Annotated in this window: 32 protein-coding genes; 16 read left to right on the forward strand and 16 right to left on the reverse strand. The window is 63.4% G+C overall.

All coding sequences use genetic code 11. The annotated features are described in order from the left end of the window. The 3 genes from fabI to fabA all read right to left on the reverse strand — a co-directional run bounded on the left by fabI (position 1) and on the right by fabA (position 2842). Complete coding sequence (gene fabI, locus IYY11_RS15685; protein WP_196404709.1) at positions 1–810, reverse strand: enoyl-ACP reductase FabI; 810 nt, start codon at positions 808–810, stop codon at positions 1–3. Between the two features lie 231 nt (positions 811–1041). Continuing rightward, positions 1042–2265: a beta-ketoacyl-ACP synthase I gene (fabB, locus tag IYY11_RS15690; protein WP_196404710.1), complete on the reverse strand. Its 1224-nt coding sequence runs from the start codon at positions 2263–2265 to the stop codon at positions 1042–1044. Positions 2266–2317: 52 nt separating this feature from the next. Beyond that, positions 2318–2842: a 3-hydroxyacyl-[acyl-carrier-protein] dehydratase FabA gene (fabA, locus tag IYY11_RS15695; protein WP_196404711.1), complete on the reverse strand. Its 525-nt coding sequence runs from the start codon at positions 2840–2842 to the stop codon at positions 2318–2320. Between the two features lie 261 nt (positions 2843–3103). Here fabA and irrA point away from each other — a divergent pair, with 261 nt between their 5' ends. From irrA to IYY11_RS15710, 3 genes are all read left to right on the forward strand, one after another. Then, entirely contained in the window at positions 3104–3550 is a 447-nt protein-coding gene (gene irrA / locus IYY11_RS15700; protein ID WP_246720024.1) for an iron response transcriptional regulator IrrA, read from the forward strand. 97 nt (positions 3551–3647) lie between these two features. Then, on the forward strand, positions 3648–4634 hold the full coding sequence (locus IYY11_RS15705) for a sensor histidine kinase (protein WP_196404712.1): 987 nt from the start codon (positions 3648–3650) through the stop codon (positions 4632–4634). Continuing rightward, a complete protein-coding gene (locus IYY11_RS15710; protein WP_196404713.1) occupies positions 4631–5005 on the forward strand; it encodes a response regulator in 375 nt (124 codons plus the stop codon). The genes IYY11_RS15705 and IYY11_RS15710 overlap by 4 nt, the downstream gene beginning before the upstream one ends. Here IYY11_RS15710 and IYY11_RS15715 read toward each other — a convergent pair whose 3' ends face one another. After that, positions 5006–5581, reverse strand: coding sequence for an SH3 domain-containing protein (locus IYY11_RS15715; protein WP_409455262.1), 576 nt, complete (start codon positions 5579–5581; stop codon positions 5006–5008). Between the two features lie 226 nt (positions 5582–5807). Here IYY11_RS15715 and IYY11_RS15720 point away from each other — a divergent pair, with 226 nt between their 5' ends. Together IYY11_RS15720 and IYY11_RS15725 are read left to right on the forward strand one after the other, a co-directional pair. Continuing rightward, complete coding sequence (locus tag IYY11_RS15720) at positions 5808–6803, forward strand: D-glycerate dehydrogenase (RefSeq protein ID WP_196404715.1); 996 nt, start codon at positions 5808–5810, stop codon at positions 6801–6803. Positions 6804–6866: 63 nt separating this feature from the next. Beyond that, positions 6867–7361: an META domain-containing protein gene (locus IYY11_RS15725; protein ID WP_196404716.1), complete on the forward strand. Its 495-nt coding sequence runs from the start codon at positions 6867–6869 to the stop codon at positions 7359–7361. Positions 7362–7492: 131 nt separating this feature from the next. Here the strand turns inward: IYY11_RS15725 and IYY11_RS15730 are convergent, their stop codons facing one another. The 5 genes from IYY11_RS15730 to IYY11_RS15750 all read right to left on the reverse strand — a co-directional run bounded on the left by IYY11_RS15730 (position 7493) and on the right by IYY11_RS15750 (position 13173). Then, positions 7493–8311, reverse strand: coding sequence for a universal stress protein (locus IYY11_RS15730; protein WP_196404717.1), 819 nt, complete (start codon positions 8309–8311; stop codon positions 7493–7495). Between the two features lie 74 nt (positions 8312–8385). After that, positions 8386–9879, reverse strand: coding sequence for a histidine--tRNA ligase (hisS, locus tag IYY11_RS15735; protein ID WP_196404718.1), 1494 nt, complete (start codon positions 9877–9879; stop codon positions 8386–8388). Between the two features lie 111 nt (positions 9880–9990). Then, positions 9991–10464, reverse strand: a complete 474-nt coding sequence (locus IYY11_RS15740; RefSeq protein ID WP_196404719.1) for a GIY-YIG nuclease family protein — start codon at positions 10462–10464, stop codon at positions 9991–9993. A gap of 64 nt (positions 10465–10528) precedes the next feature. Beyond that, the gene (gene dxs / locus IYY11_RS15745; RefSeq protein WP_196404720.1) at positions 10529–12457 is read right to left on the reverse strand and encodes a 1-deoxy-D-xylulose-5-phosphate synthase; all 1929 of its coding nucleotides are present in this window, start codon (positions 12455–12457) and stop codon (positions 10529–10531) included. A 149-nt stretch (positions 12458–12606) separates the two neighbouring features. Continuing rightward, entirely contained in the window at positions 12607–13173 is a 567-nt protein-coding gene (locus IYY11_RS15750) for a L,D-transpeptidase (RefSeq protein ID WP_312029739.1), read from the reverse strand. Between the two features lie 316 nt (positions 13174–13489). Here IYY11_RS15750 and lptM point away from each other — a divergent pair, with 316 nt between their 5' ends. Further along, a complete protein-coding gene (gene lptM / locus IYY11_RS15755) occupies positions 13490–13780 on the forward strand; it encodes an LPS translocon maturation chaperone LptM (RefSeq protein ID WP_196404721.1) in 291 nt (96 codons plus the stop codon). A gap of 4 nt (positions 13781–13784) precedes the next feature. Beyond that, on the forward strand, positions 13785–15053 hold the full coding sequence (lysA, locus tag IYY11_RS15760; protein WP_196404722.1) for a diaminopimelate decarboxylase: 1269 nt from the start codon (positions 13785–13787) through the stop codon (positions 15051–15053). Between the two features lie 115 nt (positions 15054–15168). On the opposite strand, the gene IYY11_RS15765 is transcribed toward lysA, so the two are convergent. Beyond that, positions 15169–15597, reverse strand: a complete 429-nt coding sequence (locus IYY11_RS15765; RefSeq protein WP_196404723.1) for a regulator — start codon at positions 15595–15597, stop codon at positions 15169–15171. Positions 15598–15873: 276 nt separating this feature from the next. On the opposite strand from IYY11_RS15765, the gene IYY11_RS15770 reads away from it, so the two are divergent. Continuing rightward, positions 15874–16149, forward strand: coding sequence for a DUF3303 domain-containing protein (locus tag IYY11_RS15770; protein WP_196404724.1), 276 nt, complete (start codon positions 15874–15876; stop codon positions 16147–16149). Positions 16150–16202: 53 nt separating this feature from the next. On the opposite strand, the gene IYY11_RS15775 is transcribed toward IYY11_RS15770, so the two are convergent. Beyond that, positions 16203–17213 carry an NAD-dependent epimerase/dehydratase family protein gene (locus IYY11_RS15775; protein ID WP_196404725.1) on the reverse strand — a complete coding sequence of 337 codons (1011 nt, stop codon included), beginning with the start codon at positions 17211–17213 and terminating at the stop codon, positions 16203–16205. Between the two features lie 130 nt (positions 17214–17343). On the opposite strand from IYY11_RS15775, the gene IYY11_RS15780 reads away from it, so the two are divergent. The 4 genes from IYY11_RS15780 (at position 17344) to IYY11_RS15795 (ending at position 19480) form a co-directional block, all read left to right on the forward strand. Further along, entirely contained in the window at positions 17344–17961 is a 618-nt protein-coding gene (locus tag IYY11_RS15780; protein ID WP_196404726.1) for a cytochrome b/b6 domain-containing protein, read from the forward strand. Further along, on the forward strand, positions 17958–18698 hold the full coding sequence (locus tag IYY11_RS15785; RefSeq protein WP_196404727.1) for a molybdopterin-dependent oxidoreductase: 741 nt from the start codon (positions 17958–17960) through the stop codon (positions 18696–18698). The genes IYY11_RS15780 and IYY11_RS15785 overlap by 4 nt, the downstream gene beginning before the upstream one ends. A 112-nt stretch (positions 18699–18810) precedes the next feature. After that, positions 18811–18999 carry a hypothetical protein gene (locus IYY11_RS15790; RefSeq protein ID WP_196404728.1) on the forward strand — a complete coding sequence of 63 codons (189 nt, stop codon included), beginning with the start codon at positions 18811–18813 and terminating at the stop codon, positions 18997–18999. 265 nt (positions 19000–19264) lie between these two features. Then, positions 19265–19480, forward strand: a complete 216-nt coding sequence (locus IYY11_RS15795; protein WP_196404729.1) for a hypothetical protein — start codon at positions 19265–19267, stop codon at positions 19478–19480. Between the two features lie 21 nt (positions 19481–19501). Here IYY11_RS15795 and truA read toward each other — a convergent pair whose 3' ends face one another. The 5 genes from truA to def form a co-directional block, all read right to left on the reverse strand. Then, positions 19502–20242, reverse strand: coding sequence for a tRNA pseudouridine(38-40) synthase TruA (truA, locus tag IYY11_RS15800; RefSeq protein WP_196404730.1), 741 nt, complete (start codon positions 20240–20242; stop codon positions 19502–19504). Between the two features lie 61 nt (positions 20243–20303). Beyond that, positions 20304–20699: a HEPN domain-containing protein gene (locus tag IYY11_RS15805; protein WP_196404731.1), complete on the reverse strand. Its 396-nt coding sequence runs from the start codon at positions 20697–20699 to the stop codon at positions 20304–20306. Beyond that, entirely contained in the window at positions 20696–21019 is a 324-nt protein-coding gene (locus IYY11_RS15810) for a nucleotidyltransferase domain-containing protein (protein WP_196404732.1), read from the reverse strand. The genes IYY11_RS15805 and IYY11_RS15810 overlap by 4 nt, the downstream gene beginning before the upstream one ends. 76 nt (positions 21020–21095) lie before the next feature. Then, positions 21096–22052 (reverse strand): methionyl-tRNA formyltransferase, encoded by a 957-nt coding sequence (gene fmt, locus IYY11_RS15815; RefSeq protein ID WP_196404890.1) that lies wholly within the window; start codon positions 22050–22052, stop codon positions 21096–21098. A 15-nt stretch (positions 22053–22067) separates the two neighbouring features. Then, complete coding sequence (gene def / locus IYY11_RS15820; protein ID WP_018406301.1) at positions 22068–22634, reverse strand: peptide deformylase; 567 nt, start codon at positions 22632–22634, stop codon at positions 22068–22070. A gap of 187 nt (positions 22635–22821) precedes the next feature. On the opposite strand from def, the gene IYY11_RS15825 reads away from it, so the two are divergent. The 4 genes from IYY11_RS15825 (at position 22822) to IYY11_RS15840 (ending at position 25844) form a co-directional block, all read left to right on the forward strand. Further along, positions 22822–23382 carry a LemA family protein gene (locus IYY11_RS15825; protein ID WP_196404733.1) on the forward strand — a complete coding sequence of 187 codons (561 nt, stop codon included), beginning with the start codon at positions 22822–22824 and terminating at the stop codon, positions 23380–23382. Between the two features lie 137 nt (positions 23383–23519). Beyond that, entirely contained in the window at positions 23520–24632 is a 1113-nt protein-coding gene (locus IYY11_RS15830; RefSeq protein WP_196404734.1) for a M48 family metallopeptidase, read from the forward strand. Between the two features lie 316 nt (positions 24633–24948). Further along, positions 24949–25431 carry a flavodoxin FldA gene (fldA, locus tag IYY11_RS15835; protein ID WP_196404735.1) on the forward strand — a complete coding sequence of 161 codons (483 nt, stop codon included), beginning with the start codon at positions 24949–24951 and terminating at the stop codon, positions 25429–25431. Then, a complete protein-coding gene (locus IYY11_RS15840; protein ID WP_246720025.1) occupies positions 25410–25844 on the forward strand; it encodes a DUF2023 family protein in 435 nt (144 codons plus the stop codon). Before fldA ends, IYY11_RS15840 begins: the two co-directional genes overlap by 22 nt. The last annotated feature ends 8 nt before the right edge of the window (positions 25845–25852 follow it).

Here is a 25852-nt window from a genome sequence, read left to right on the forward strand (position 1 = left end):
TTACTCCTCGCCGTTGAGATCCTCGGGACGCGGCTGCAACATGATATTATAGCCGGCGTCGACAAGATGCACTTCGCCCGTCACGCCGCCCGACAGCTCCGACAGCAAATAAAGCGCCGAGCCGCCGATTTCATCAAGCGTGATCATCCGGCGCAATGGACAATGCTTTTTTTGAAACGCGCCCATCGCCCTCGCGCCCGTGATGCCGGCGCCCGCCATGGTGCGCACCGGGCCGGGCGACAGCGCATTGACGCGAATGCCGCGATCGCCGAAGTCGGCGGCAAGATAGCGCACCGATGAATCGAGCGCCGCCTTCGCCACGCCCATGACGTTGTAATTCGGCATGACATGCGTGCCGCCGCCGAAGCTCACCGTCAGCAGCGATCCGCCGTTCTTCATCAGCGTGGCGGCGCGGCGGGCGGCTTCGGTGAAGGAAAAACAGGAAATGACAAGCGTGCGAATGAAATTCTCGCGCGAAGTGTCGGCGTAGAGTCCCTTCAACTCGCTTTTGTCGGAATAGGCGATCGAGTGGACGAGAAAATCCATATCGCCCCACTCATGTTCGAGACGGGCGAACGCCTGATCCACCGTTGAAATATCCTCGGCGTCGCACGGCAGCACAAGGTTCGACCCGAGCGCCTGCGCGAGCGGCTTGACGCGCTTGCCGAGCGCCTCGCCCTGATAGGTGAATGCGAGCGTCGCGCCGTGGCGCGCAAGAACGCGCGCGATGCCATAGGCGATCGAATGATCATTGGCGACGCCCATAATGAGGCCGCGCTTACCCTGCATGAAACCGGTTGAAACTGTCATATGGCGATTGTCATCGTAGGAGAGATGGAAAGTTTGGGCCTAAGCCCTATGAGAGATAGCAGACAAGCGAAGAAGAACGGACGCTATGGGCCGCATCGGCGATACTCTATCCACGGGCGCCGCTCGTTCGCATCCATCCACTGGAAGAATCGCCTTCTCCTAAACGCCGGCTGGATTGTCTCGACGTCGATGGCCGGGACAAGCCCGGCCATGACGCTCGCCGTTGCGTACTTACGCGTCTGGATGCTTAAACACCAATGTCGCATTGGTGCCGCCGAAGCCGAATGAGTTCGACAGAACCGCGCCGAGCTTCACATTGTCGCGGCGCGCCCGCATGATGGGCATGTCGGCGAAATCCGGGTCGAGCTCTTCGATATTAGCGCTCTCGCAGATGAAGCCGTTCTGCATCATCAACAAGGAATAGATCGCCTCCTGCACGCCCGTCGCGCCGAGCGAATGGCCGGTCAAAGATTTGGTCGCGGCGATCGGCGGGCATTTGTCGCCGACGCCGAACACTTCGCGCAGCGCCTCGATTTCCTTGGCGTCGCCGACGGGGGTCGCCGTGGCGTGGGGGTTGATGTAGTCGATCGGGCATTTCACCGTCGCGAGCGCCTGCTGCATGCAGCGCACCGCGCCTTCGCCCGAGGGCGCCACCATGTCATGGCCGTCGGAGGTCGCGCCGTAGCCGGCGACTTCGGCGTAGATCTTCGCGCCGCGCGCCTTGGCGTGTTCGAATTCTTCGAGCACCAGCACGCCGGCGCCGCCGGCGATGACGAATCCGTCGCGATTCTTGTCATAGGCGCGCGAGGCCGTCGCCGGACGATCATTGTAGGAGGAGGACATGGCGCCCATCGCGTCGAAGAGGACCGACAGCTCCCACTCCAACTCCTCGCAGCCGCCCGCGAAGATCATGTCCTGCTTGCCGTATTGAATCAGTTCGTAGGCGTTGCCGATGCAGTGATTGGACGTAGCGCAGGCTGACGAGATCGAATAGTTGACGCCCTTGATCTTGAACCAGACCGCAAGCGTCGCCGAAGCTGTCGAAGACATGCTTTTCGGCACGGCGAAGGGACCGACGCGCTTGGGTCCCTTGGTGCGGGTGATGTCGGCGGATTCGACAAGCGTGTGGGTCGAGGGGCCGCCGGACCCCATGATGATTCCGGTGCGCGCGTTGGAGATTTCCGCTTCGGTCAGGCCGGCGTCGGCGATCGCCTGATCCATGGCGACGTGGTTCCACGCCGTGCCTGTCGCATGGAAGCGCATGGCGCGGCGGTCGACGAGCGTCGAGGGGTCGAGCGTCGGCATTCCGTAGACCTGCGAGCGGAAGCCGAGTTCGGCGTATTTCTCCGCGCGTGCGATGCCAGACTTCGCCTCGCGCAGCGAAGCGATCACTTCCTGGGTGGTGTTGCCGATCGACGACACGATGCCCATGCCGGTGACGACGACTCGTCTCATTGCTCCAACTCCCCTGGCGCCGCGCCTAGGCTCTCGGTCGCCTTGTTAGCATTCAGGCGGCTGCCGGCGCCTCGGCCTTGGCGAGCCCGACCTTCAAATCCTTCGCCTCATAGATGCGTTCGCCGTCCGCCGCGACCCAGCCGTCGGCGATGCCGAGCACAAGCTTGCCCTTGAAGACGCGCTTAAAGTCGATGCCGTAGGTCACCTTTTTGACGGTGGGGCGAACTTGCCCGCTGAATTTCACCTCGCCGACTCCCAGCGCCATGCCGCGTCCCGGATTGTCGAGCCAGGCGAGATAGAAGCCGACCAATTGCCACAGCGCGTCGAGGCCAAGGCAGCCCGGCATCACCGGATTGCCCTTGAAATGGCAGTCGAAAAACCAGAGGCTCGGCTTAATGTCGAGTTCGGCGCGCATGTAGCCTTTGCCGTGCTCGCCGCCGTCTTCGAAGATCTCGGTGATCCGGTCGAACATCAGCATTGGCGGCAGCGGCAGCTGCGCATTTCCCGGGCCGAACAGCTTCTCCTCGCCGCACGCCAGTAAATCCTCGTAGCCGAATGAGGAGCGCCTTTCGCCCATCGTCCTGTGTTCCTCGCGTTGGAGCCTTTGAAGGCCCATTCTCCCCAAGCGCGCTCAAAAGGCGCGCCCTTATCTTTCTAGCGCCGGCAGCGGCGCCGCTCTTAGCCGCTTTGGGCGAAGCGATCCGTAACATAGCCTCGCCCGGGCCGGAAGCGCCGTCGCGAGCGGGTTCACAACAGCCGAGCGGCGTTGAATTTCCCGCCATTCCCCCTATGATGCCAAAGAGAAAACCGCGAGAGCAGAAAACCGCGAGCCGCTGTAATGGACGCCGAGCCGAATTCGACTGTTCCGCCAGACTCTGCACCGCGCAAGCCGGTCGCGGAGTTGCTGGCCGACGCTGGCCTGCGGCCGACCCGCCAGCGGCTGGCGCTCGGCGAGTTGCTGTTTGGACAGAGCGGCGATCGTCATGTGACGGCGGAGCGGCTCTATGAGGAGGCGCTCGCCGCCAATCTCTCCGTGTCGCTCGCGACCGTATACAATGCGCTTCACCAGTTCACCCAGGCGGGCTTGCTGCGGGAGATCGCCGTCGACGGCGCCCGGGTGTATTTCGACACCAACACCGCCGACCACCATCATTTCCTTCTCGAAGACGACGGAGAGCTGTACGACATCGCCGGCGCGAACGTCTCGGTCTCCCATCTTCCCCAGCCGCCCGACGGTTTGCGCGTCGCACGCGTAGATGTCGTGGTGCGTCTTCGCCGCGCCTAAGCCTGCCCTATATTCTGGAGACGACCAATTTCGAAGCAGTTCGACGCCGCTGCGGGACCGTCGAGGCCTCTTCGAAAACAGGGTGGGGCGAGGAGCAATGTCGCAGCGGGCGACCGAACAGGAATCCGAGATCACCTATGCGCAGTTCAAGGCGCTCGCGAACTCCATGCCGAATCTTGCCTGGATGGCGCGACCGGATGGCTGGGTGTTTTGGTACAATGACCGGTGGTACGAATATACCGGCACGACGCCGGAAGAGATGGCGGGATGGGGTTGGCAATCCGTGCATCATCCGGACGTGCTGCCCAAGATGCTGGAGCGCTGGACGCATGCGATCCAGCACGGCGAATTCTTCCAGATGATCTTTCCGCTCAAGGGCGCCGACGGACTCTATCGACCATTCCTGACGCGCATCGAGCCGCTGCGCGAGAACGGCGCCGTGGTCGGCTGGTTCGGCACGAACACCGACGTCACCGAACAGGAACGCGACCGCGAACGCCTGCAGCTTATGATCCACGAGCTCAACCATCGCGTCAAAAATACGCTTGCGACGGTTCACTCGATCGCTTTGCATTCCCTGCGCGACCTGAAGCCGAATTCGGCGAAACTGTTCGAGAACCGTCTGCTGGCGCTCGCCGCCGTGCATGACGTGCTGACTCGAGAGAACTGGACGAAGGCGCAGGTCGACGAACTCGTGCTTACCGCCATCGCCCCCGCGGGCCAGGACAATTTCGATGTTTCAGGACCGCCTGTCGACGTCTGCCCGCGCGTCGCGGCGGCGCTGGCGATGACGTTGCATGAATTATGCACGAACGCCGTCAGACACGGATCGCTCTCGGCGCCGAGCGGACGAGTCGCCGTCGAGTGGAGCATTGACGCCGAGGGACGCACGCCTAAGCTCCATCTCGTCTGGCGCGAATACGGCGGACCGTCGATCTCGTCCCCATCGGTTAAAGGATTTGGCATGCGCCTGATTGAGAAAACGCTTGCGTCCGAAGCGGGCGCTCGGGTCGCGGTCGAATACCCCTCGGAAGGATTTCGCTGCGAGATGGACATTCCTCTCGGCGTGGACGTGCTCAAATGAGCACGCCCCGCGTTCTGATCGTCGAAGACGAAGCCGTCATCGCCATGGCCCTCGAGATGTTTCTCGAGGAGCTCGGCGCCTGCGTCGTCGCCACTGCGGGCAATGTGCAGGACGCGCTGCAAAAGGCGACGAGCGAAGATTTCGATCTCGCCTTTCTCGACATCAACCTCAACGGACAGAAGGCTCATGTTCTCCCCGGCGTCCTGGAGCGCCGGCATAAGCCTTTCGCCTTCGTGACGGGCTACGGCGAACAGGGCGTGCTTGAGGCGCATGCCGATGCGCCGGTCGTCACCAAGCCCTTCAGTCGGGACGCCATTTCGACGGCGCTGGAAAAACTCAAGAGCCGCATGCCGGGCGGTCCAGCCGGCTGACTATTCGAATGTCTCGCCCGGATAGACGCCCCAGAGATTTTCTTGCGCCATATAGCCGTCGAAGCCCTTGCCCGCGATACGGCACCATTTGCCGTCGCAACTGCGCAAATTGCCGATGACGCCGGGGCCGAGCTTGGCCGCGGGCGTCGAATGATCGGCGGCGACGAGGAGTTGCGGCTCCTTTTTCCACGGCGCGACCAAAGCGGTGCGCCGTCCAGAGAGCAGCGAATGCAACACCCAGCCTTCGGCGCCTTCGGAATCGCGGATCTTGCGCCAGGTTTCGAATTCGGCGGTGATCTCGACGGGGAGCGCCGCGCGTTCGTAGATCCAGAGGGTCGGATGTTCCTTGCTGGGCCCCTCGCGAACATTGACCCGATCCGATTTGAGGCTGACGTAGCGGGGCAAGGGCAGGCCGCTCACCGGGCCCTTCTGCGGCTCCTGAGCGCCAGCGTGCGCTGCGCAAAAAAACGCGCAGACGAGCGCGGCGAAAAGCCCGCGGCGACGCTTTTGGAAAAATTCCTGAGCGTTTGAGAAAGCTGCCGAAATTGGCGCAGATTCTGTATTTATTCGCGACATGATGGACTGATCGCTCGCTTGTCTTTGGCCCGTCATCTGCTAGGAAGTCGAATGCGTCCGCCGAGGAGGCGTATTGGTTTTGTCGCTGACCGTCGTTAAGACCCGGTTGAAGCCGGCGAAACTCGTCGGCGTCTTTTCATCCGCCGCGGCGACGCGGCGAAGATCATAGCGCAATCGCAGAAACGCTGCTGCAACACAACATAAACGCGGAGGCACGACCAGGGATATGCCGAAAAAGAAGCCGCTCGTTGTCGTGTCGCGCCGGCTGCCCGAGGTCATCGAAACCCGCATGTGCGAGTTATTCGACACGCGCCTCAACGAAAGCGACAAGCCGCTCACCCATGACGAACTCGTCGAGGCGATGCGCACGGCCGACGTGCTGGTGCCGACCATCACCGACCGTATCGATTCCCATCTGATCGCCCAGGCCGGCGAGCAAATGAAGCTGATCGCCAATTTCGGCAATGGCGTCGACAATATCGACGTCGCCTCGGCGCTCGATCGCTCCATCACCGTCACCAACACGCCCGGCGTTCTAACCGAAGACACGGCCGACATGACGATGGCGCTGATCCTTTCGGTGGCGCGTCGTCTCGTCGAAGGCGCGAGCGCCATTCCCGACGGCGCTTGGGCGGGCTGGTCGCCGACCTGGATGCTCGGCCACCGGATCACCGGCAAGAGGCTCGGCATCGTCGGCATGGGCCGGATCGGCCAAGCCTTGGCGCGGCGGGCGAAAAGCTTCGGGCTTTCAATCCACTACCATAATCGTCGGCGAGTCTCGGCCGATCTCGAAGAGCAATTGGAGGCGACCTATTGGGAGTCGCTCGATCAGATGCTGGCGCGGGTCGACGTCGTGTCGATCCACTGTCCGCATACGCCGGCCACCTATCACCTTCTCTCCGCCCGCAGACTGGCGCATCTGCGTCCGCACGCCATTCTGATCAACACCGCGCGCGGCGAGATCGTCGACGAGAACGCGCTCGTGCGCATGCTTGACGCAGATGAGATGGCCGGCGCCGGGCTCGACGTCTTCGAGCATGAACCCGCCGTCTCTCCTAAATTATTGAAGCTCGCCAAGGCCGGGAAAGTCACGCTGCTCCCGCATATGGGCTCGGCGACGATCGAAGGCCGCATCGATATGGGCGAGAAAGTGATCATCAACATCAAAACCTTCATGGACGGCCACCGCCCGCCTGACCGCGTCCTGCCGAGCATGCTATAAGGCGCTGCGCTGCGGCCTCGGCAGCCTGGCGCAGGTCGCTTTATGGGGAGGATAATTGACGCGATGAACAGAATTTTGCTCGCCTTAGCCGCCTCGCTCTGCGCCGTCGCGCTCGCCTCCGGGCCAACCGACGCCAAGAGCGCGAAGAGCGCCAAGCCGCCTCAGGGCGCGGAGCAGAAGCAGCCGGAAGAAGAAAACAAAGAGACGGGCGGCCTTCCGCGCTATCAGCCGTTCCCGCACAATCAGAATTTCGTGCTCAAGGAGATCAACGGCAAAGCGCCGCCGGTGGAGATGTGGATCTCGATCGACTCAACAGGCCGCGCCAACGGTTTTTCGGGCTGCAAGAACTGGTCGGGCATCTTCATCATCGGCCCCAACCGGCTCGGACCGCGCACCATGCCGGCGGTCAACGAACGCAAATGTGAAGGCCCGCTCGCCGCCTTCGAGCGCGACTATTGGGCGGTGCTGCTCTCGGGCCCCTATTGGGACACCAAGGGCGACGACCTCATCTTGAAGGGCGCGCAGGGCGGCGTGCTGCATTTCCAGCGCTCGCTGTAACTGGCGCGACGCCGGCCCGACGCTCGCGCGTTGAGCGAGATTTCCGAATAGGCTCCCAAAATTCGGACCGCGATTCTGGCGTCCCGATCAGGCCTTCGGCCTCTCGGGAGTGAACGGCGATGCGCCGGCGATTATTTTACCGGCGACGCGAGCAGCGGACAGGGCGCCTCGTGCAGCACACGCTGCGTCGTCGAGCCGCGCAGCGCCTCCAGCAGACCCTTTCGGCCACGTGTCGGCATGGCGATCATGTCGGCCTTGATCTCCTGCGCATAGGCGAGAATGGTTTCGACGACCGGCCCGCGGCGCAACTCTATGTGCGGCAGCAGCCCTTCAAAAAGCGGCAGCTCGTCGCCGACATGCAGCAGCATGACGTCGGCGGCCGGGTTGAGACAATGCGCGAGCGCGGCGACGTGGCGGAAGGCGTCGAGCGGCGAGACCGTCGCCTCGACCGGCATCAGCACCGTATTGAGCGAGACGGCGCCCGTCTCCCGGTCGACGAAGCCCTTTTGGTCCTCGCGCAGGAACAGCGCCGGCACATGCGTCTCGCGCGCCGTTTCTTCGGCGACCGAGCTGGCGAGCAGCCGCTCGAGAGCGCTGCGCGGCCGGGTCATCATCACCAGAAGATCGCACAGGTGCCGCTCGACGTAGGCGGCGACGCCGACGACGGGCGATTCCGATTCGACCGACGCTTTGACGAATTTAACGCCGAGCTGCTCGGCGACGTCCTCGCGCGTGGCGGTGGGCGAGATCATCTTCCAGCGCGCCAGCATCTCGCGCACCTGCGGAAAGCGGCTCCAATCGTCCTCTTCGGTCTCGGGCGCTTCGATGTGCAGAATATGCAACATGCTCTTGCAGGCCACGGCGATGCGCAGCGCATGTGCGAAGGCTTCCTGGCTTGCGAAGGAGAGATCGGTGGGATGCACGATTGATTTGGGCGTGTCGCCATTCATCTGCGTTTGCTCCTCTATCCCTTCGCAAAACTATACGCGGCTGCGCGCCTGGCAATGATCAGCTTCGCCGCAGGTTAAATTTGTTCCTTGAGCGCCTTTTGGACCTCTTCGACCAGTTCGGCTTCCGAAACGGCGTATTGGGCGGGGCGGAGCGCCTTCCATTGCTCGTTGGTGGCGATATTGGCGGCGGCCTTCGCGCCAGCGACGAGATCCTTGATGGTGACCTCGCCGCGCGCTTTTTCGTCGGAGCCCTGGATGATCGCGAGCGGGCTGTTGCGCCGGTCGGCGTATTTCATCTGCGCCTTCATGCCCGAAGCGCCGAGATAGATTTCGGCGGCGATCCCGGCGCCCCGGAGCTGCGCCGCCATCCGCTGATAGTCGGCGAGCCTGTCGCGATCGAGCACCAGCACGACCACCGGCCCGACATGCGGACGCGCCGAGACGATGGGGCTGCCGATCAGCTTCAAGGCCGCGAAGAGCCTCGAGACCCCGATCGAGAAGCCGGTCGCCGGCGCATTTTCCGATCTGAAACGCCCGACGAGTCCGTCGTAGCGTCCCCCGCCCCCCACGGAGCCGAAGCGCACGGGATTTCCCTTCTCGTCTTTGGTTTCGAAGGTGAGGTCGGCCTCGAAAACGGGGCCGGTGTAATATTCGAGGCCGCGCACCACGGAGGGGTCGATGCGGATGCGATCCGGCCCAAAGCCCGCGTCGCGCGCGAGATCCTCGATTTCCAGAAGCTCCTCCGCGCCCTGGGCGCCGGCCTCGCTCTTGCCGAGCAGGCCGAAGAGATCGAAAGCCGGCGCGCCGTCCTGATATTGTCCCCCAAGACTGAAGGACAGGATCGTGTCGATCGCCGGCAGAGGGAGCCCCGCGCCCTTGGTGAAATCCCCGCTGTCGTCCTTGCGGCCCTCGCCCAGCAACTGCCGGACGCCGTCGGGGCCCAGCCGATCGAGCTTGTCGATGGCGCGCAGCACGACGAGGCGGCGCCCCGCGTTCTCCTCGCCGGCAAGGCCGATCGACTGCATCACGCCGTCGAGCACTTTGCGGCTGTTGATCTTGATGACGTAGTCGCCGCGCGCGATCCCCAGCCGTTCCATGGCGTCCGCCGCCATCATGCAGATCTCGGCGTCGGCCGCGGGGGAGGCGGAGCCGACCGTATCGGCGTCGAACTGCATGAACTGCCGAAACCGCCCCGGTCCCGGCTTCTCGTTCCGGTAGACGTGGCCAACACGGTAGGAGCGATACGGCTTTGGCAGACGGTCGAAATTCTGCGCGACGAAACGCGCCAGCGGCGCGGTCAGGTCGTAGCGCAGCGACAGCCATTGCTCGTCGTCGTCCTGAAAGGAGAAGACGCCCTCATTGGGGCGATCCTGATCCGGCAGGAACTTGCCGAGCGCGTCGGTGTATTCGATCGCCGGCGTCTCGAGCGCCTCGAAGCCGTAGAGCTCATAGACCTCGCGGATGACGTCGAGCATCCGGGCGGTGGCGGCGAGTTCGCCCGCCTCGCGGTCGGCAAGCCCGCGCGGCGTGCGCGCCTCAACTTTGGTTTTGATTTCTTCTTTTGACATCCCAGACCTGTTCCGATGCGCGCGCCGCCCTCCCCTTTAGGGCCAGGGTCGCGCCGAAGTGCGGGTGCGGTGAGCCGCCCGCGATCGGGGAATCCACCCCCTCCCGCGCGGCTACGCCGCGCGACCTCCCCCCTCGAGGGAGAGGTGGGCCGCCTTCCTAGCATTTTCCCAGTCGGAAGGAAGCGCCGCGCCTTCCGGCCAGAATCGCAAATGCGCGGCGCAGCGGCGGCAATCCGAACTGCCGAAGCCGGCGACCGGGATCGGCAGGGGGATCGATAGAGCGCCGAGCGCGGCGTTGAGCGCGCATTCGTCGCCCTGCTCCTCGACAAAGGCGCCGAGCATGTTCGCGACGGCCGCGAGCTGATCAATATGCCAGTGGGCCCGCTTGTGCGGGCGCATGTGTCGCGCCAATCGCGCCCGCAATCCGCCGGAGCCGTGCGCCGAGCCGCAATAGAGATAATCGCCGGCGGCAAGGGTCGCCGAGTTTTTCCCAATACGAACCTCGAGCGGCGCGCCCAGACGCAGCGCCAGCGCATAGGCGCCGGAAGTCGCTGGGGCGAAGACGGCGGAGGCGACAAAAATCATCGGCGCACTCGATGAAAAACCCCGGCGACCACCCTCTCCCGCAGGGAGAGGGTTGGCGCGCGCCTCAGGCGATCATCACTCGCGCCGCGGCCTTTTCATCGCCCAACAGCTCCAGCGCCTTGCCGACGATCGCCGTGCTGTCGAGCATCGCCTTGGCGATCATCAACTCATGCTTGTCATGGTCGATATAGGCGTCCGGCAGAGTCATGCTGCGGAATTTGAACGCGCCGCGCACGCCGTCCAGCATCCCATCTTCGGAGAGCGCCTGAAAGACCTGGGAGCCAAAACCGCCGACGGACCCTTCCTCGACGACGATCAGCGCCTCGTGGTTGGCGGCGAGCCGGCGCAGCAGGTCACGGTCGATGGGCTTGGCGAAGCGGGCGTCCGCGACGGTGGTCGAGACGCCATAATTTTCCAGCTCCGCCGCCGCCTTCAGGGAGTCCGCGAGCCGCGTGCCGAGCGAGAGGATCGCAACCTTCGAGCCTTCGCGCAGGATACGGCCCTTGCCGAGCTCGAGAATCTCGCCGCGTTCCGGCAGGTCGACGCCGAGCCCCTCGCCGCGCGGATAGCGGAAGGCGCTCGGGCCGTCGTCATAGGCGGCCGCCGTCGCCACCATATGCATCAACTCGCCCTCGTCGGAAGGGGCCATGATGACGAAGCCGGGCAGGCAGCCGAGATAGGCGAGATCGAAGGCGCCGGCGTGGGTCGGACCGTCGGCGCCGACAAGGCCGGCGCGGTCGATGGCGAAGCGCACCGGCAGGTTCTGGATCGCCACATCATGGACGACCTGATCGTAGCCGCGCTGCAGGAAGGTCGAATACAGCGCGCAGAAAGGCTTATAGCCCTCGCAGGCGAGGCCGGCCGCGAAAGTGACGGCGTGCTGCTCGGCGATGGCCACGTCGAAGGTGCGATGCGGGAAGGCCTTGCCGAAAATGTCGAGGCCGGTGCCCGATGGCATCGCCGCCGTGATGGCGACGATCTTGTCGTCATGTTCGGCTTCGGCGATCAGCGCCTTGGCGAAAATATTCGTATAGGTCGGCGCATTGGCCTTGGGCTTGATCTGGATGCCGGTCGAGACGTCGAATTTATTGACGGCGTGGCATTTGTCGGCCGATTCCTCGGCCGGCCCAAACCCTTTGCCCTTCTGCGTGACGACGTGAACGAGGACAGGGCCGTCATCCTTGTCCCGGACGTTCTTGAGCACGGGCAGGAGGTGGTCGAGGTTGTGGCCGTCGATCGGCCCGACGTAATAGAAGCCAAGCTCCTCGAACATCGTGCCGCCGGTGATGAAGCTGCGCGAGAACTCCTCGGCCTTGCGCGCCTTGTCGTAGATGAAGCGCGGCAAATGGCTGGCAAGCTGTTTGGCGGCCTCGCGAATCGAGCGGTAGGCGCCGCCCGAAACCAGGCGGGCGAGATAGGCGGACATCGCGCCCGTGGGCGGGGCGATCGACATGTCGTTGTCGTTCAGAATGACGATCAGGCGAGAGTGCAGCGCTCCGGCGTTGTTCAACGCCTCATAGGCCATGCCGGCCGACATCGAGCTGTCGCCGATCACCGCGACGACGTGATTGTCGCCGTCGGCGAGATCGCGCGCCACGGCCATGCCGAGTCCCGCTGAGATCGACGTCGAGGAATGGCCGGCCCCGAAGGCGTCATATTCGCTTTCGGCGCGCTTGGTGAAGCCCGAGAGCCCGCCGCCCATGCGCAGCGTGCGGATGCGGTCGCGCCTGCCGGTGAGGATCTTGTGGGGATAGGTCTGGTGGCCGACGTCCCAGATCACCTTGTCCCGCGGCGTGTCGAAAACATAGTGCAGGGCGACCGTCAGCTCGACGACGCCTAGACCCGCGCCAAGGTGGCCGCCGGTCACGGACACGGCGTCGATCGTCTCGCGCCGCAAATCCTCCGCGACCTGCTTGAGCTCGTTGGGGCGGAGCTTGCGCAGATCTTCGGGGGAGGCGATGCGATCGAGAAGGGGGGTTTTGGATGTCGTCAATGTCTCTACTCTGCTCGTCAACAACAAGCGCCAGAAATCCGAGCATTACCCGTTAATAAGCAGCCCCGCAAACGCGCCACACCCTCCATGTCGATTCAGTCCGAGAGTGTTGCCCAGATGCAACGCCGGGCGCTGCAGCTCCGGCAGACCTAATAAGGGGAGTAGCTCTCCATGCCGAAGCCGAATGAGGGCTCTTCGTAAGTCGGGCGTGGTCGCCGCGTGATGCGTGGGCGCTCGGCCGCTTGGCGCTCCGCCTCCTGGCGGCCGGCCGCGCGGCGGGCGCCGCCGGTGATTTCGATCGTCGCGCCGTGCTTTTCGACCCAATCGAAGAGCTGCCGCGCGTTGGGAACCGCGAGCCGCACGCAGCCGTGCGAGAGCGGACGGCCCAAACCGCGCTCATAGCTCCCGTGAATGGCGAGGCCGCGCGGCGAAAAGAAGATCGCGTAGGGCATCGGGGCCTGATCATATTCGTCGGAATGATGATCGGCCTCCATGCGCATGACGCTGTATGTCCCGGCTGGCGTCTCATACCCTCGGCGGCCGCTGGAGATGCTCCACCGGACCGTCTCCCCCTCCGGCGTGACCGCCTCGAGCCTTTGCGCCGCGAGGTCGATGCGGACGCGCACCGCGGCGCCTGCAGGGGCCGCCGTTAAGAAAAAAGCCGCGGCGAGAGCCGCGAATAAACGCTGAACGCTGACCATGCTCGACCTAAACACGCAGACGCCAAATCGTAAAGGCGCGCCAAGGGAAGGCCCGGCTTTTGGCGCTTTTCGGTTAATTTGGCTCTCTGGAGCGCCGCGTCCAGCGCCGCCGAGTTGTAGTCACGTCGATCGCAATCATTCGCGCCGTTTCATTTTTTAAAACAGCAAAGCTCGGGCTCTAGCAGCGCGGCTCACCGGCTTCAAAGCGCAGTGCGGCGGCTGCCGGACTCTTCCCTCGCCCGCAAAGAAGCCGATCTTCGTCACGCCTGCGCCCTCGCCTTTTTTTGCTTCATCGCTATAGTGCGCCGGCTCTCCCCTGGGACGAATCGCCGTGACGCCTCCATTGCCGCTCCTCACCCGCCGCCCCTTGGCGGTTCTTGCGCTGGCGCTCCTCGCCGCGAGCCTCGGCGCTTGCGGCCGGCGCGGACCTGTGGAGCTACCGCCCGAAACTCAAGCGCGCGGGGCGATCCTGCGGGCGGAGGCGCAAGCGAGAGCGGCGCGCGCGGCGCCCCGGCCGGCGGCCGGGGATCCAGAAACCTCTCTCCCGCCGCCGCCGATTCCGGGCACCATCGGCAATCGCCCGCCGGCGCAATATCCCTTCCCGCTCGACCCGCTGCTGTAAGCCGATGCATCTTTTCGACTATCGAAACGGCGCGCTCCACGCCGAGGAGGTCGCCGTGGCGACGCTCGCCGATGAGGTGGGCACGCCCTTCTATTGCTATTCGGCGGCGACGATCCGACGCCACTACCGGGTGTTTTCGCAGGCCTTCGCCGGTCTCGACGCGCTGGTCTGCTACGCCGTGAAGGCCAACTCCAATCAGGCCGTGCTGCGTCTCCTCGCACGCGAGGGCGCGGGGATGGACGTGGTCTCCGGCGGAGAGCTGGCGCGGGCCCTTGCCGCCGGCGTCGCGCCTGAAAAAATCACCTTTTCCGGCGTCGGCAAGACGCGTGAGGAGATCGAGGCGGCGCTGGGCGCCGGAATCTTCTGTTTCAACGTCGAATCCGAGCCCGAACTCGAAGCCCTGTCGCAAGCGGCGGTCGCTCTCGGGCGTGCGGCGCGCGTGTCGCTCCGCGTCAACCCGGACGTCGACGCCCGCACACATAAGAAGATTTCCACCGGCCTCGCCGAAAACAAATTCGGCGTGCCGCTGTCGCGGGCGCGGGAGGTCTACGCCTTCGCCGCCAAGCTCAAGGGAATTGAACTCGCCGGCGCCGACATGCATATCGGCTCCCAGCTCACCGACCTCGCGCCCTTCGACGAGGCGTTTTCGCTGCTCGCCGAGCTCGTGCGCGACCTGCGCGCCGACGGGCACGATATCTCGCATGTCGATCTCGGCGGCGGGCTGGGGATTCCCTATCGTGACGGCGACGATCCGCAGTCCTACCATCCCGACAAATACGCCGAGATCGTGCGCCGGCATTTCGGCGGGCTCGGCTGCAGACTGGCGCTGGAGCCGGGACGGCTCATCGTCGGCAACGCCGGCATCCTCGTCACGCGCGTCGTCTATGTGAAGCATGGCGACGCCAAGACCTTCGTGATCGTCGACGCCGGCATGAACGATCTCATCCGTCCGACGCTCTACGACGCGTGGCACGACATCATCCCCGTGCGCCAGAGCGTGGATCGGCAAAAGATCGTCGCCGACGTCGTCGGACCTGTCTGCGAGACGGGCGACTATCTTGCGCATGGACGCGAGATCGTGGAGCCGCGCGCCGGCGAATTGCTCTGCGTGCTGACCGCCGGCGCCTATGGCGCCGTGCAGTCGGGCACGTACAACACGAGGCCTCTCGTCCCGGAAGTCCTGGTTGACGGCGACCGCTTCGCGGTGATCCGTCCGCGCCCGAGCGTCGCCGCGCTCATTGCGCAGGATCATGTGCCGGCGTGGCTCTCGTAGCGCCTGGAGCAGGTTCCGAAAAAGTTGACAGACTTTTTCGATGAGAACCTGCTTCAACATTTCGATTTTGAGCGATTCCTTATCGATCACATGATCCATGTGATCGGGAAGCGCTCTATTGTTTGCGATCGTAGAAATTTACGAAATCATCCGTCGAGAGCGTCGCGACGATATTTGAATCATCGTCGAGAATCTCATAGAGCGGGCCTTCGCGATCATAGATGATGAACAACACGACGACGTCCTGATCGCCGCCGCCTTCCCGATGAGGGTCGTCCGAGGGAGGGCTCACGGTGTAACTGCCTGTCGGCCGGACGTCTTTGAGTTCGCCGTTCGCGTGATAGAGCCGATGTTCTCCCTGAATGACGAAGGTCTTGTTGAGCGCGCAGTGTCGGTGAAGCACGATCCGCTGACTGGCCGAAAACTTGAACAGCACATGGAGGACGTTTCGATCGTCGATATCGAGGACCGAAAAAAGCAGATGATCGATTCCCTCAAGCCGCTTCCATGGAATATTGCCGTCGTTGAAGGTAAACTGCGACATGATGCGCGCTCTCTCATCGGTGAAGACGCGCCAATATGACAGGCGTCGCACGGCCGGAGAAGGACGGTGGCCTAAAGGGACTTGGGCAATTTTCCTGATGTCATCCCCAGGACATTGCGGCGGGGCGCGAAAGCGTCCGCTCAGGCAATGACTCGCGGCAATGACCGAGCCCTTGTATGGAATTTCGAATTGAGGCAGCCTCGAGCGCGGCCAGCCGCAAATCTTGAAAAACGCACTGAATCATCTTCGCTTTCCAAGCCGCAGGGAGAAACGCCGATGTTGTTTGCGATCTATTATGAGATGACGCCCGAACGTCGCGACGAGGTTCTCAAGCGCTTTCAGAAATTCGGCGACGCCGCCCCAAAGGGTATGAAAGTCGTCGGAAACTGGCTTTCCGTCACGCTGCTCGAGGGCTGGAGCATCGTCGAAGCCAACGACATCGCCGATCTCGGCAAGCTCTTCCAATCCTGGACGGACCTCAACGTCAATCACATCACGCCGGTCTTCGACGAAGACTCCGCGCACAGATTTCTCTCAGCCAACAAGAAGTAACAGACGCGCTGCGGCGACTGGAAGGCCGCCACGCCGAGCGTCGCGGCCGCCGTTCAGAACGCCAGTTCTCCGTGAACGCGGCGATAGTCGCGATACCATTCGACGAGCGCCGCGACGCCTTCCTCAAGCGACGTATGCGGACGATAGCCGGTCAACCGCTCTAAGAGATCGGCGCTGGCGAAGGTGCGCGGCACGTCTCCGGGCTGCATCTCGAGATAGTTGCGCTTGGCCTTTTTGCCGAGCGCCCGTTCGATCGTCTCGATAAAATCGAGAAGCTGCACCGGCGCGCCGCGCCCAATGTTCACGACGCGATACGGCGCCACAGGCGACACGCTATCATCGCCTGAATCGCGCTGGGGAACGCAGTCGATCAACCGCACGACGCCTTCGACGAGGTCTGCGACATAGGTGAAGTCGCGCGACATGTCGCCATGATTATAGATGTCGATGACGCGGTCGTTCTCGATGGCGTCGACGAACTTCAACGGCGCCATGTCCGGTCGGCCCCACGGACCGTAGACGGTGAAGAAGCGAAACATCGTCGTCGGGATCGACCACAGATGCGCATAGGAATGCGCCATCGCTTCGCCGGCTTTCTTCGTCGCGGCGTAAAGGGTCAAAGGGAAATCGGTCCGGTCGTTCTCGTGGAATGGCACCGTGGGGCTCGCGCCATAGACCGAACTCGTCGAGGCCCAGAGAAAATGGCGCGGCTTCAGCAGTCGCGCGATCTCCATGACGTTGAAGGCGCCGACGAGATTGGCGTCGACATAGGCGCGCGGATTTTCCAGCGAGTAGCGCACGCCCGCCTGCGCCGCGAGATGGATGATGACGTCCGGCGCGGCCTGCTCAGCGGCGCGGGTCAGCGCCTCCATGTCCTCCAGCATCGCGATCGTGTCGCGATAGCCGTTGCTGCGCAGCAGAATGGCGCGGCGCGCCTCCTTGAGCCGAGGATCGTAATAAGGCGTCATGCCGTCGTAGCCGTCCACCAGATGCCCGGCCTCTAACAGGCGCTTCGCCAAGTGGAAGCCGATGAAGCCTGCCGTGCCGGTCACGAAGACGCGCATGAGCCGCCATATTCCCGCGTGATGAAAGCTTCGCCGTCATGGGCGAAGGCGACCGGCCTGTCAACGGTCCTGCGAGGCCTTCGTTTTCGACGCCTCAAGCCATATGTTGGCGCAAAGAGGAGAAACCGTCATGGTTGGCGGCGTCGATAAGCCGAGGACGATTCACCCGCTCTTCGTTCGGGTGACGCATTGGGTGAACGCATTCGCGATTTTCGTCATGGTGCTGAGCGGCTGGCGCATCTACAACGCCTCGCCGCTCTTTGACTTCGAGTTTCCTAAGGATTTCACTCTGGGTGGTTGGCTCGCGGGCGCGCTCGCTTGGCATTTTGCCGCAATGTGGCTCCTGGCGCTCAACGGATTGGCTTATCTCGCTTACGGCCTGGTTTCGGGCCACTTCCGAAAGAGCTTTCTGCCGATTTCGCTCCGCGGCGCGTTCGACGACGTATTGCTTGCGATGCGAGGTCTCCTGGATCATGCGCCCGGCCGCTACAATGCGGTTCAGCGCCTGTTCTATATCGGCGTCATTCTCGCCGTGATCGTCGCCGTGCTTTCCGGCCTTGCCATCTGGAAGCCTGTGCAGCTCCAAGCGCTGACGGCGGTGATGGGCGGCTTTGAGACGGCCCGACGCGTGCATTTCTTCGCCATGGCCGCGATCGTCGCTTTCCTTCTCGTTCACATCGGACTCGCCGTGAGCGTCAAAGGCATTCTGACGCCGATGTTCACCGGACGGGCGGAGGCGCCGCGATGAAGCCGCGCCGCAGCGAACGTCTTTCCGCCTTTCGGCCGCAGATCGCGCGGCTCGAACGCCGTCTCTTTCTCAAGCAAGGCCTGTCGCTTGGCGCGCTGTCGCTCCTTTCGGGCTGCACCCTGAAAGACGACGACGCCGTCGATCGGCTGCTTATGACGATGTCGCGCTTCAACGACAAAATCCAGGCGGCGCTTTTCGATCCCGCGAAGCTCGCCCCGACCTATTCTGAGGCGGACGTCACGACGCCGTTCCCCTTCAACGCCTATTACGAAGAGAAGGATGTTCCCCTCATCGACGGCGAGCGCTATCGACTGCAGCTCTCCGGCCTCATCGCCGACAAACGGCCGTGGAGCCTCGACGAATTGCGCGCGCTGCCGCAGTCGAGCCAGATTACGCGACTCGTCTGCGTCGAGGGTTGGAGCGCGATTGGCCAATGGCGCGGCGTCGCCTTTCGCCATTTTCTCGAACGGGTCGGCGCCGACCTCACGGCGCGTTACGTCGGTTTCAAATGCGCCGACAAATATTATTCAAGCATCGACATGCCGAGCGCGCTGCATCCGCAAACGCTGCTCGCGCTCGATTTCACCGACGCCAAATATGGCTATCCGCTGCGCCTGCGCCTTCCGACGAAACTCGGATTCAAAAATCCGAAGTTCATCGGCGAGATCTTTGTGACGAATGACTACCCAGGCGGCTATTGGGAGGACAAAGGCTACAATTGGTTCAGTGGCTCTTAACAGGGCGCCCGGCAAGAAGATTCGTCTCGACTCTTTCTCGCCACTATATATGAGTGTCAGTCACGCCCGGGCGGGTAGATGAGTCGGCGCCGCGGCTTCAAGCGAGGCATATATGACCAATCGTCGACCCTCCGTTAACGGCATTCTCGCCGCCGTTCTGTCGGGCAGCATCATCCCCATCCATGGCGCTCTCGCGCAAAAGACGCCGCTTGCCGCGCCGCGGCCGATCGCAAGGCTGCCTGGGATTTGGCCGGTCAAGATTGAACCCGCGCCTGAAGAGGCGATCGAGCGCGAAGAATAGGAAGCGCCCGACGGCGATTTGATCGGCAGGCTGGACCTGACGCCATCGCAGGGACCAATCTGCGCCGCCGAATTTGGCGGCGCTTTCGATTCAGACATTATTCACCAATCGGACGAACGACCTTAAACGGCGCGTTTTTGGTCATGAAATCATCGCAGCTCGGACTTGGGCGGGACGCAACATCATCATGGTTGGCCCGCCTGATGACTGTGGGGCGGGCCGGTTGATTCGGCGGGGGCTCTCACTTCGAGGGGACCAACCAGTGATGAATCAGCGACCCTGCGTGAACGGCATATTGGCTGCCGTGCTTTCGGCGAGCTTCCTTCCCATTCACGGCGCGCTTGCCAAGGAAGACAGATCCGCGAACGCGCCCGGCGCCGCGAAACATGTGGCGAAGAAGCCGGCGAAGCCGCCAGCGCCGAAGCAGGACGCGAGCAAACCGACGCTGGACGACCAGGGAGGCGCGGGCGACAAGCAGTAGCCGGCGTCCGCGCGCAAATCGCTAATAATCGACGCCAACAAGGTAAAGACCGTGCGGCGGCGCGACGTGTCCGCAGCGCGCACGGTCTTTCGCTTGAAGCGCCAGCGCCAAGTCCTCGACGCGCCACTTGCCGCTGCCGACATGCTCCAGCGAGCCGGCCATGGAGCGCACCTGATTGTGCAGGAAGGAGCGCGCGGAAGCGACGATCTCGATGCGCTCGCCCTCACAGCGCACGTCGAGACGCTCCAGCGTGCGCATCGGGGAATTCGCCTGGCATTCCGAGGCGCGAAAGGTCGTAAAGTCGTGACGGCCAACGAGAGATTGCGCCGCTTCATGCATGGCTTGCGCATCGAGCGGCCGCTTGACGTGCCAGGCGCGGCCGAGGTTCAGCGCCAGAGGCGCGCGGCGATTGTCGATGACATAGAGATAATGGCGGCGAATCGCGGAAAAGCGCGCCTCGAATTCCTCGCCGACCGCGCGCGCGGCGAGCACCGCGATCGGATTCGGCTTTAGATGCGCATTGATCGCGTCGCGCAGCCGATCGACACGCCAATCGCGCGCAAGATCGATATGCGCTATCTGCCCCAACGCATGCACGCCGGCGTCGGTGCGGCCCGCGCCATGGACGACGGCGCGCACGCCGCCATTGATCGCGGCGACGGCCTCTTCGAGGCGTTGCTGCACCGAAACGCCATTCGCCTGCCGCTGCCAGCCGACGTAAGGCGCACCGTCATATTCGATCGTCAGCGCGAAGCGGGGCACGGCGGGATGTCGGAGCCTGTTTCGGATTCGTTGTTTTTCATGAGCGGAACACGCAGTCCCTTTACCCGTGCAGCTCTAGCAAACGCGAAACGCCCGCGACAAATTGCGCGGCGCTCTCGATCGCTTGACCGGCCTCAGATAGGCTGACGCCCGCGTTGTCGCCAATTGCATAGTCGGCAGTGGCCTTGAGATTGTATGCGCGCGCCAAAAAAGCGGCGAACCCTCTATCGATGCGCGGGTCTTCCTTGGCGAGGCGCGCGAATTCGCTGCGAACGCCATTGTGACTTTTCGCGGCCTTGCCCTTGCGTTCGAAAATGAATGCCTGCGCAGCATGATAGGCGGCGTGATAAGCCGCTCGACCTGCCGCCTCGGCAAGGTCGTTGGCGAGGACGATCCGGGCCTCTTTTAAGGCCTGTTGCGCTTTGGCAAGATACGCGAAAGTTTCGGGCTGCGTCACAGATCGACGCCATCGCGCCGAAGCTCCTGCATGAGCGGGGTGCGAGCGCCGTAGGAGCCGGCGGAGAAGGGTAGCGCATTGATGACCGCGCCGGTGTCATAAAGAATGTCGGTCTCGATTTCGGCGAGGCGCCCGCTTTCTTGCCAGAAGCTCTCCTGCTCTCTCAGGAAAACCGCGACATCGTAATCAGAATCCGGCCGCGCGTCTCCGCGCGCCCGCGAGCCGAACAAAACCGCGCGCTCCAACCGTTCGCCATAGGTCCGGGCGAGCGCGGCGCGGAATCGTGCGAGAATGGGATCGGCAAGCGCCGGCTTCGTCATGCGTGGAGCCTGCCATAATCACACTGAATTTCACACCGGATTTCTGCGGCAGTCGATCGATGAGCATGCAGGCGCACTATGAGATGTCCCCTTCGCCCTGAGCGCGAGCGACCAGCACAGAGCCAGGCCCGAGTTTTCTTCCGCGCAAAAACTCCTCGATCCCCATTTCGCCCTTGCCGGCGCGCTGCACGCGCAGCAGCCGCAGCGCTCCCACGCCGCAGGCGATGAGCCCGGCGTCGTCGAGCGCGGCGCCCGGCGCTCCCGCGCCCTCCTCGACCCGCGCGCGCAAAACCTTCACGCGCTCGAAGCCGTGGCCGAGATCGGCTTCGAAAAAAGCGCCCGGAAAGGGCGAGAGGCCGCGCACGAGATCATGAAGGTCTTGCGCCGACCGGCGCCAATCGATCCGGGCTTCAGCCTTCTCGATCTTTTGCGCATAGCAGGCGCCGGCTTCGGCCTGCGGCGTGAAGCGCAGTTCGCCTTTCGCCAGCAGATCGAGGGCGTCTGCCATCAGCGGCGCGCCGAGCTCGGCAAGACGATCGTGCAGCTCGCCCGCCGTCATCTTCGCGCCGATCGGCGTTTTCGCCGTCAAGGCGACGGGGCCGGTGTCGAGACCGGCCTCCATCTTCATCACCATGACGCCGCTCTCGGCGTCGCCCGCCATGATCGCGCGCTGAATCGGCGCGGCGCCGCGCCAACGCGGCAGCAGCGACCCATGCAGGTTGAGGCAGCCGTATCGCGGCGCGTCGAGGATCGGTTGAGGCAGCAGCAGACCATAGGCGGCGACGACGGCGACGTCAGCGTCAAGCGCGGCGAAATCCGCCTGCGCGTCGGCGCTCTTCAGGCTTTTCGGCGAACGAACGGGAAGGCCGAAGCTCTCCGCCAAAAGGTGGACGGCGGACTTCTTCTCCGCCATGCCGCGTCCGGCCGGCCGCGGCGGCTGCGTATAGACCGCCGCGATCTCATGGCCGCGAGAGACGATTTCCTCGAGCAGATGGGCTGCGAAGTCCGGCGTGCCCATGAAGACGACGCGCATTCTGTCGCGCAATCGTCAGGCTCCGGCTTGTTCCGACTGACGCTCCGTGGCGGCGCGATGCTGGGCGGCGATCTCGTCGTGACGCGCCGCCTTGTTGAACTTCTTGACCACGCGCTCGCGCTTTAGGCGTGACAGATGGTCGATGAAGAGCCCGCCTTCGAGGTGATCCAGCTCATGCTGCACCACGGTCGCGAGCAGCCCTTCGGCGTCGAATTCCTGGACTGCGCCGTCGCGGTCGAGATGACGCAGGCGCACCCGCGCCGGCCGTTTCACGTCCTCGAAATAGTCGGGCACGGACAGGCAGCCTTCCTGATAGACGCTTAATTCCTCCGACGCCCAGATGATTTCCGGGTTGATGAGGAAGAGCGGCGAGCGCGTCTCCTCGGTCTTGCCCGTGTCGACGACGACGATGCGCTTGGCCACGGCGACCTGGATTGCCGCGAGGCCGACGCCGGGCGCCTCGTACATGGTCTCCAGCATGTCGTCGAGCAGACGCCGCACCTCCGCGTCGACACGGTCGACAGGTTCGGAAATCTTTCGCAGCAGCGGATCCGGAAGGGTGATGATGGGCAGAATGGCCATTGTGTTTCGCCGTGGCTCTTTGCGTTTCCGTGGCTCTTCGCGTTTCCATGAGATAGGCGCGACCGGCGCGTCCGTCAAATCGAAAGGGCGCCGCGCGTCTTTGCCTCGGCGCCAAAGGCGGCTAACATGCTCGGGCAAGAAATAATCGCCGCCGCGCGAAGCGGCGCGGCGCCTGGAGAGCGCGCCCATGTCTTTGCTGATTTTTCTGGGTCTCGTCGCCGCCGTCGGCTTCTGGCTGGTCAGCGTTTACAACGGCCTCGTGTCGTTGCGCCAGCGCGGCAAGCAGGCCTTTTCCGACGTCAATGTGCAGCTCAAGCAGCGCCACGACCTCGTGCCCAATCTGGTCGAGACGGTGAAGGGCTACGCCACCCATGAGAAAAGCACGCTGGATGACGTGGTCAAGGCGCGCAACGCCGCGGTGACCGCGCAAGGCCCGGCGCAGATAGGGGCGGCCGAGGGCGCGCTGACCGGCGCGCTTTCGCGGCTGATCGCGCTGTCGGAAGCCTATCCGGACCTGAAGGCGAACCAGAATTTCCAGCAGCTGCAGAGCGAGCTGTCGGACATCGAAAACAAGATTTCCGCGGCGCGGCGCTTCCTCAACAATACCGTCGCCGAATACAACGCCACGCGGGAGGGCTTTCCCGGTTTCCTGATCGCGCAGCGCTTCGGCTTCGAGCCGCTTGACTATTTCGAGCTGGACGAAGCGCAGCAGAAGGCGATCGAAACCCCGCCGAAGGTGGAGTTCTAACTCGCGGTCCAAAAAGTCATGGAAGCGGCGAAGCGAACTCCCCCTCATCCGGCCGGCTCCGCCGGCCACCTTCTCCCGCAAGGGGAGAAGGTGGGCCCCTAAATCCTCGCGACGCGCCGGCAAAGCAAGGCCATTCGATGTTCAAAGCCTACGGCCTTTATTCCCACATTCGCGCCAACGAACTGCGCTCGGCCTTTCTGCTCGCCGGTTTCGTCGTTCTGCTTCTGGCGCTGATGTTCTCCTTCGCGCTGCTGATCGAGGCGATGAGCGCGCGGCCCGGCGCGCCTTTCGACTACATCCTGGCGCTCGCGGTCGATGATCTGAAACGTGGCTGGCCGATCGGCGTCATCGCGGCGGGCGCCTGGTTCGTCATCGCCTATCTCTTCCATCAGAAGATGATCGACTTCGCCACCGGCGCCGCGAACCTATCGCGCGCGGATTCGCCACGCGTCTACAATCTGCTCGAAAATCTCTGCATCTCCCGCGGGGTGCCGATTCCCGCCCTGCAGCTCATCGAGAGCGATGCGCTCAACGCCTATGCCTCGGGGCTTAAAGAGGGCGAGTACAAGATCGCGGTGACTCGCGGTCTGACGCGGTATCTGACCGACGCCGAGCTCGAGGCGGTTCTCGCGCATGAATTGACCCACATTCGCAACCGCGACGTTCAGCTCCTCGTCATCGCCGTGATCTTCGCCGGCATTTTCGCCTTCGTCGCCGATCTCACGATCCGCCGCTGGAATTTTCCCTTCGGCTTCTCGCCGCATCGTCCGGAGAGCGACAATGGCCGAAGGGGCAATGGCGGCGCGGCGCTCGCCATTCTCATCGCCCTGTTCATCATCGCGCTGAGCTGGGGCGCCTCCGTGCTGATCCGCTTCGCGCTGTCGCGCTCGCGCGAATTCCTCGCCGACGCCGGCAGCGTCGAGCTGACGAAAAACCCCGACGCGATGATCTCGGCGCTGCGCAAGATCGAAGCGCATGCGGCGATTCCGAACATGCCCTCGCGCATGCAGTATTTCTTCATCGAATCGCCGGCGCTGCATCCGGAGTTCGGCTGGCTCGCGACCCATCCGAGCGTCGACGCGCGCGTCGCGGCGCTTGTCGAGTTCGGCGGCGGCCGGGACGTGTCGGTCGCGGCTTTAGGAGAAGAACGCGAGGCGATCGATGCGCCGCGCGAGGACGAGGCCGCCTTTTTGCCGAGGGACGGACGCCTTCCGCTCTCGCCGCGCGGTCCTTGGGGCGCGAGACGCTGAGCGCTCCAAAAGGGCAGTTCCTAAAGCACTGCGCAAACGACCTCGGCGGCCTGGGCGTTGTGCCGACAATATCGAAACGCCGCCGCCTCGTTTTCGCGCCTCTATATGAAATCAATACTGCGCTTCGTAATTAAAATAGATCCAGAGTACAGACGCCATGGATTACATCCTTTCCAAAATATAGTATTATTATAAGCTATAGAGATGCGTTATATTACACGCCGGTCATTGGCGGCGCGCTTAGACAGCGTGAATGTTTTAGCTTTCTTGCAGCAACCGCCGATTTTGACATTGGAATTTCGCGGAAGGCGCGGGCATGAGCATCACGGTCATCTTCGGTTCCGACGGCGGAGCCACGAAGGGGGTTGCTTCCAAAATTTCGAAGAAGTGCCAAGGACGGTCGGTCGACATCAAGGACGCCACGACGGATGACTTCGAAAATTGTCATCTGCTGATTCTGGGTTCGCCGACCTATGGCGACGGCACCTTACAAACCGATTGGGAGGAGAACATCGACAAGCTGCGCAGCGCCGACCTGAAGGGCAAAAAAGTCGCCCTGTTCGGCACCGGCGACCAGCAGACCTATCCGCTCTCCTTCGTCGACGCGATGGGCATCCTCTACGATGAGGTGTCGGCGCTCGGCGCCCAGGTGATCGGCTTCACCGAAACCTCCGGCTATGACTATGTCGGCTCCACCGCCGAGCGGGAGGGCAAGTTCGTGGGCCTGGCCCTCGACCAGGACACCCAGTCTGGCAAGACCGAAAAAAGAGTGACCGCATGGCTGAGTCAGTTACTTTGATCGGGGAGGGCGTTCAGCCGGCGTCATCCATGCGCTGTCGGGCTGCCGACGCGGCGCCGGTGCTGCGACTCTTTCATCACAACATCTACGAATATGGGCGGGGCGTTCGCGGCCTGTTTCTGATGACCCTTAGCCGCCCGGAACTGGAAGTGACGCTCGGCAAGTTGGAACGGCAAGGCATCCATCACTTCGTCCAGGAACTCAATCAGTTCAAGGTGAACCTCTTCTTTGGCCGGCCCGCCTACGTCGCCGTTGCGCGTTCCATCGTCACGCGTCCGCTCAACGCGCTGACGGCGGAGGAGGACTTCATGCTTGGCACGCTGCTCGGCTACGATCGCGAGCAGCAGTGCCGCCGCTTTCTCACGCGTTCGGGTCGGGGCATGCCGGAGAATCTGCCGCTGGCGGCCGAATGATGGATTAG

The sequence above is a fragment of the Methylocystis sp. H62 genome (assembly GCF_015709515.1).
In the GTDB taxonomy this organism is placed as follows: Bacteria; Pseudomonadota; Alphaproteobacteria; order Rhizobiales; family Beijerinckiaceae; genus Methylocystis.

Bases quoted from the DNA above. Each gene is read 5' to 3' on its own strand.
- fabI (WP_196404709.1), bottom strand. From the start codon at position 810: ATGACAGTTTCAACCGGTTTCATGCAGGGTAAGCGCGGCCTCATTATG.
- fabB (WP_196404710.1), bottom strand. From the start codon at position 2,265: ATGAGACGAGTCGTCGTCACCGGCATGGGCATCGTGTCGTCGATCGGC.
- fabA (WP_196404711.1), bottom strand. From the start codon at position 2,842: ATGGGCGAAAGGCGCTCCTCATTCGGCTACGAGGATTTACTGGCGTGC.
- irrA (WP_246720024.1), top strand. From the start codon at position 3,104: ATGGACGCCGAGCCGAATTCGACTGTTCCGCCAGACTCTGCACCGCGC.
- IYY11_RS15705 (WP_196404712.1), top strand. From the start codon at position 3,648: ATGTCGCAGCGGGCGACCGAACAGGAATCCGAGATCACCTATGCGCAG.
- IYY11_RS15710 (WP_196404713.1), top strand. From the start codon at position 4,631: ATGAGCACGCCCCGCGTTCTGATCGTCGAAGACGAAGCCGTCATCGCC.
- IYY11_RS15715 (WP_409455262.1), bottom strand. From the start codon at position 5,581: ATGTCGCGAATAAATACAGAATCTGCGCCAATTTCGGCAGCTTTCTCA.
- IYY11_RS15720 (WP_196404715.1), top strand. From the start codon at position 5,808: ATGCCGAAAAAGAAGCCGCTCGTTGTCGTGTCGCGCCGGCTGCCCGAG.
- IYY11_RS15725 (WP_196404716.1), top strand. From the start codon at position 6,867: ATGAACAGAATTTTGCTCGCCTTAGCCGCCTCGCTCTGCGCCGTCGCG.
- IYY11_RS15730 (WP_196404717.1), bottom strand. From the start codon at position 8,311: ATGAATGGCGACACGCCCAAATCAATCGTGCATCCCACCGATCTCTCC.
- hisS (WP_196404718.1), bottom strand. From the start codon at position 9,879: ATGTCAAAAGAAGAAATCAAAACCAAAGTTGAGGCGCGCACGCCGCGC.
- IYY11_RS15740 (WP_196404719.1), bottom strand. From the start codon at position 10,464: ATGATTTTTGTCGCCTCCGCCGTCTTCGCCCCAGCGACTTCCGGCGCC.
- lysA (WP_196404722.1), top strand. From the start codon at position 13,785: ATGCATCTTTTCGACTATCGAAACGGCGCGCTCCACGCCGAGGAGGTC.
- IYY11_RS15765 (WP_196404723.1), bottom strand. From the start codon at position 15,597: ATGTCGCAGTTTACCTTCAACGACGGCAATATTCCATGGAAGCGGCTT.
- IYY11_RS15770 (WP_196404724.1), top strand. From the start codon at position 15,874: ATGTTGTTTGCGATCTATTATGAGATGACGCCCGAACGTCGCGACGAG.
- IYY11_RS15775 (WP_196404725.1), bottom strand. From the start codon at position 17,213: ATGCGCGTCTTCGTGACCGGCACGGCAGGCTTCATCGGCTTCCACTTG.
- IYY11_RS15780 (WP_196404726.1), top strand. From the start codon at position 17,344: ATGGTTGGCGGCGTCGATAAGCCGAGGACGATTCACCCGCTCTTCGTT.
- IYY11_RS15785 (WP_196404727.1), top strand. From the start codon at position 17,958: ATGAAGCCGCGCCGCAGCGAACGTCTTTCCGCCTTTCGGCCGCAGATC.
- IYY11_RS15790 (WP_196404728.1), top strand. From the start codon at position 18,811: ATGACCAATCGTCGACCCTCCGTTAACGGCATTCTCGCCGCCGTTCTG.
- IYY11_RS15795 (WP_196404729.1), top strand. From the start codon at position 19,265: ATGAATCAGCGACCCTGCGTGAACGGCATATTGGCTGCCGTGCTTTCG.
- IYY11_RS15810 (WP_196404732.1), bottom strand. From the start codon at position 21,019: ATGACGAAGCCGGCGCTTGCCGATCCCATTCTCGCACGATTCCGCGCC.
- fmt (WP_196404890.1), bottom strand. From the start codon at position 22,052: ATGCGCGTCGTCTTCATGGGCACGCCGGACTTCGCAGCCCATCTGCTC.
- def (WP_018406301.1), bottom strand. From the start codon at position 22,634: ATGGCCATTCTGCCCATCATCACCCTTCCGGATCCGCTGCTGCGAAAG.
- IYY11_RS15825 (WP_196404733.1), top strand. From the start codon at position 22,822: ATGTCTTTGCTGATTTTTCTGGGTCTCGTCGCCGCCGTCGGCTTCTGG.
- IYY11_RS15830 (WP_196404734.1), top strand. From the start codon at position 23,520: ATGTTCAAAGCCTACGGCCTTTATTCCCACATTCGCGCCAACGAACTG.
- fldA (WP_196404735.1), top strand. From the start codon at position 24,949: ATGAGCATCACGGTCATCTTCGGTTCCGACGGCGGAGCCACGAAGGGG.
- IYY11_RS15840 (WP_246720025.1), top strand. From the start codon at position 25,410: ATGGCTGAGTCAGTTACTTTGATCGGGGAGGGCGTTCAGCCGGCGTCA.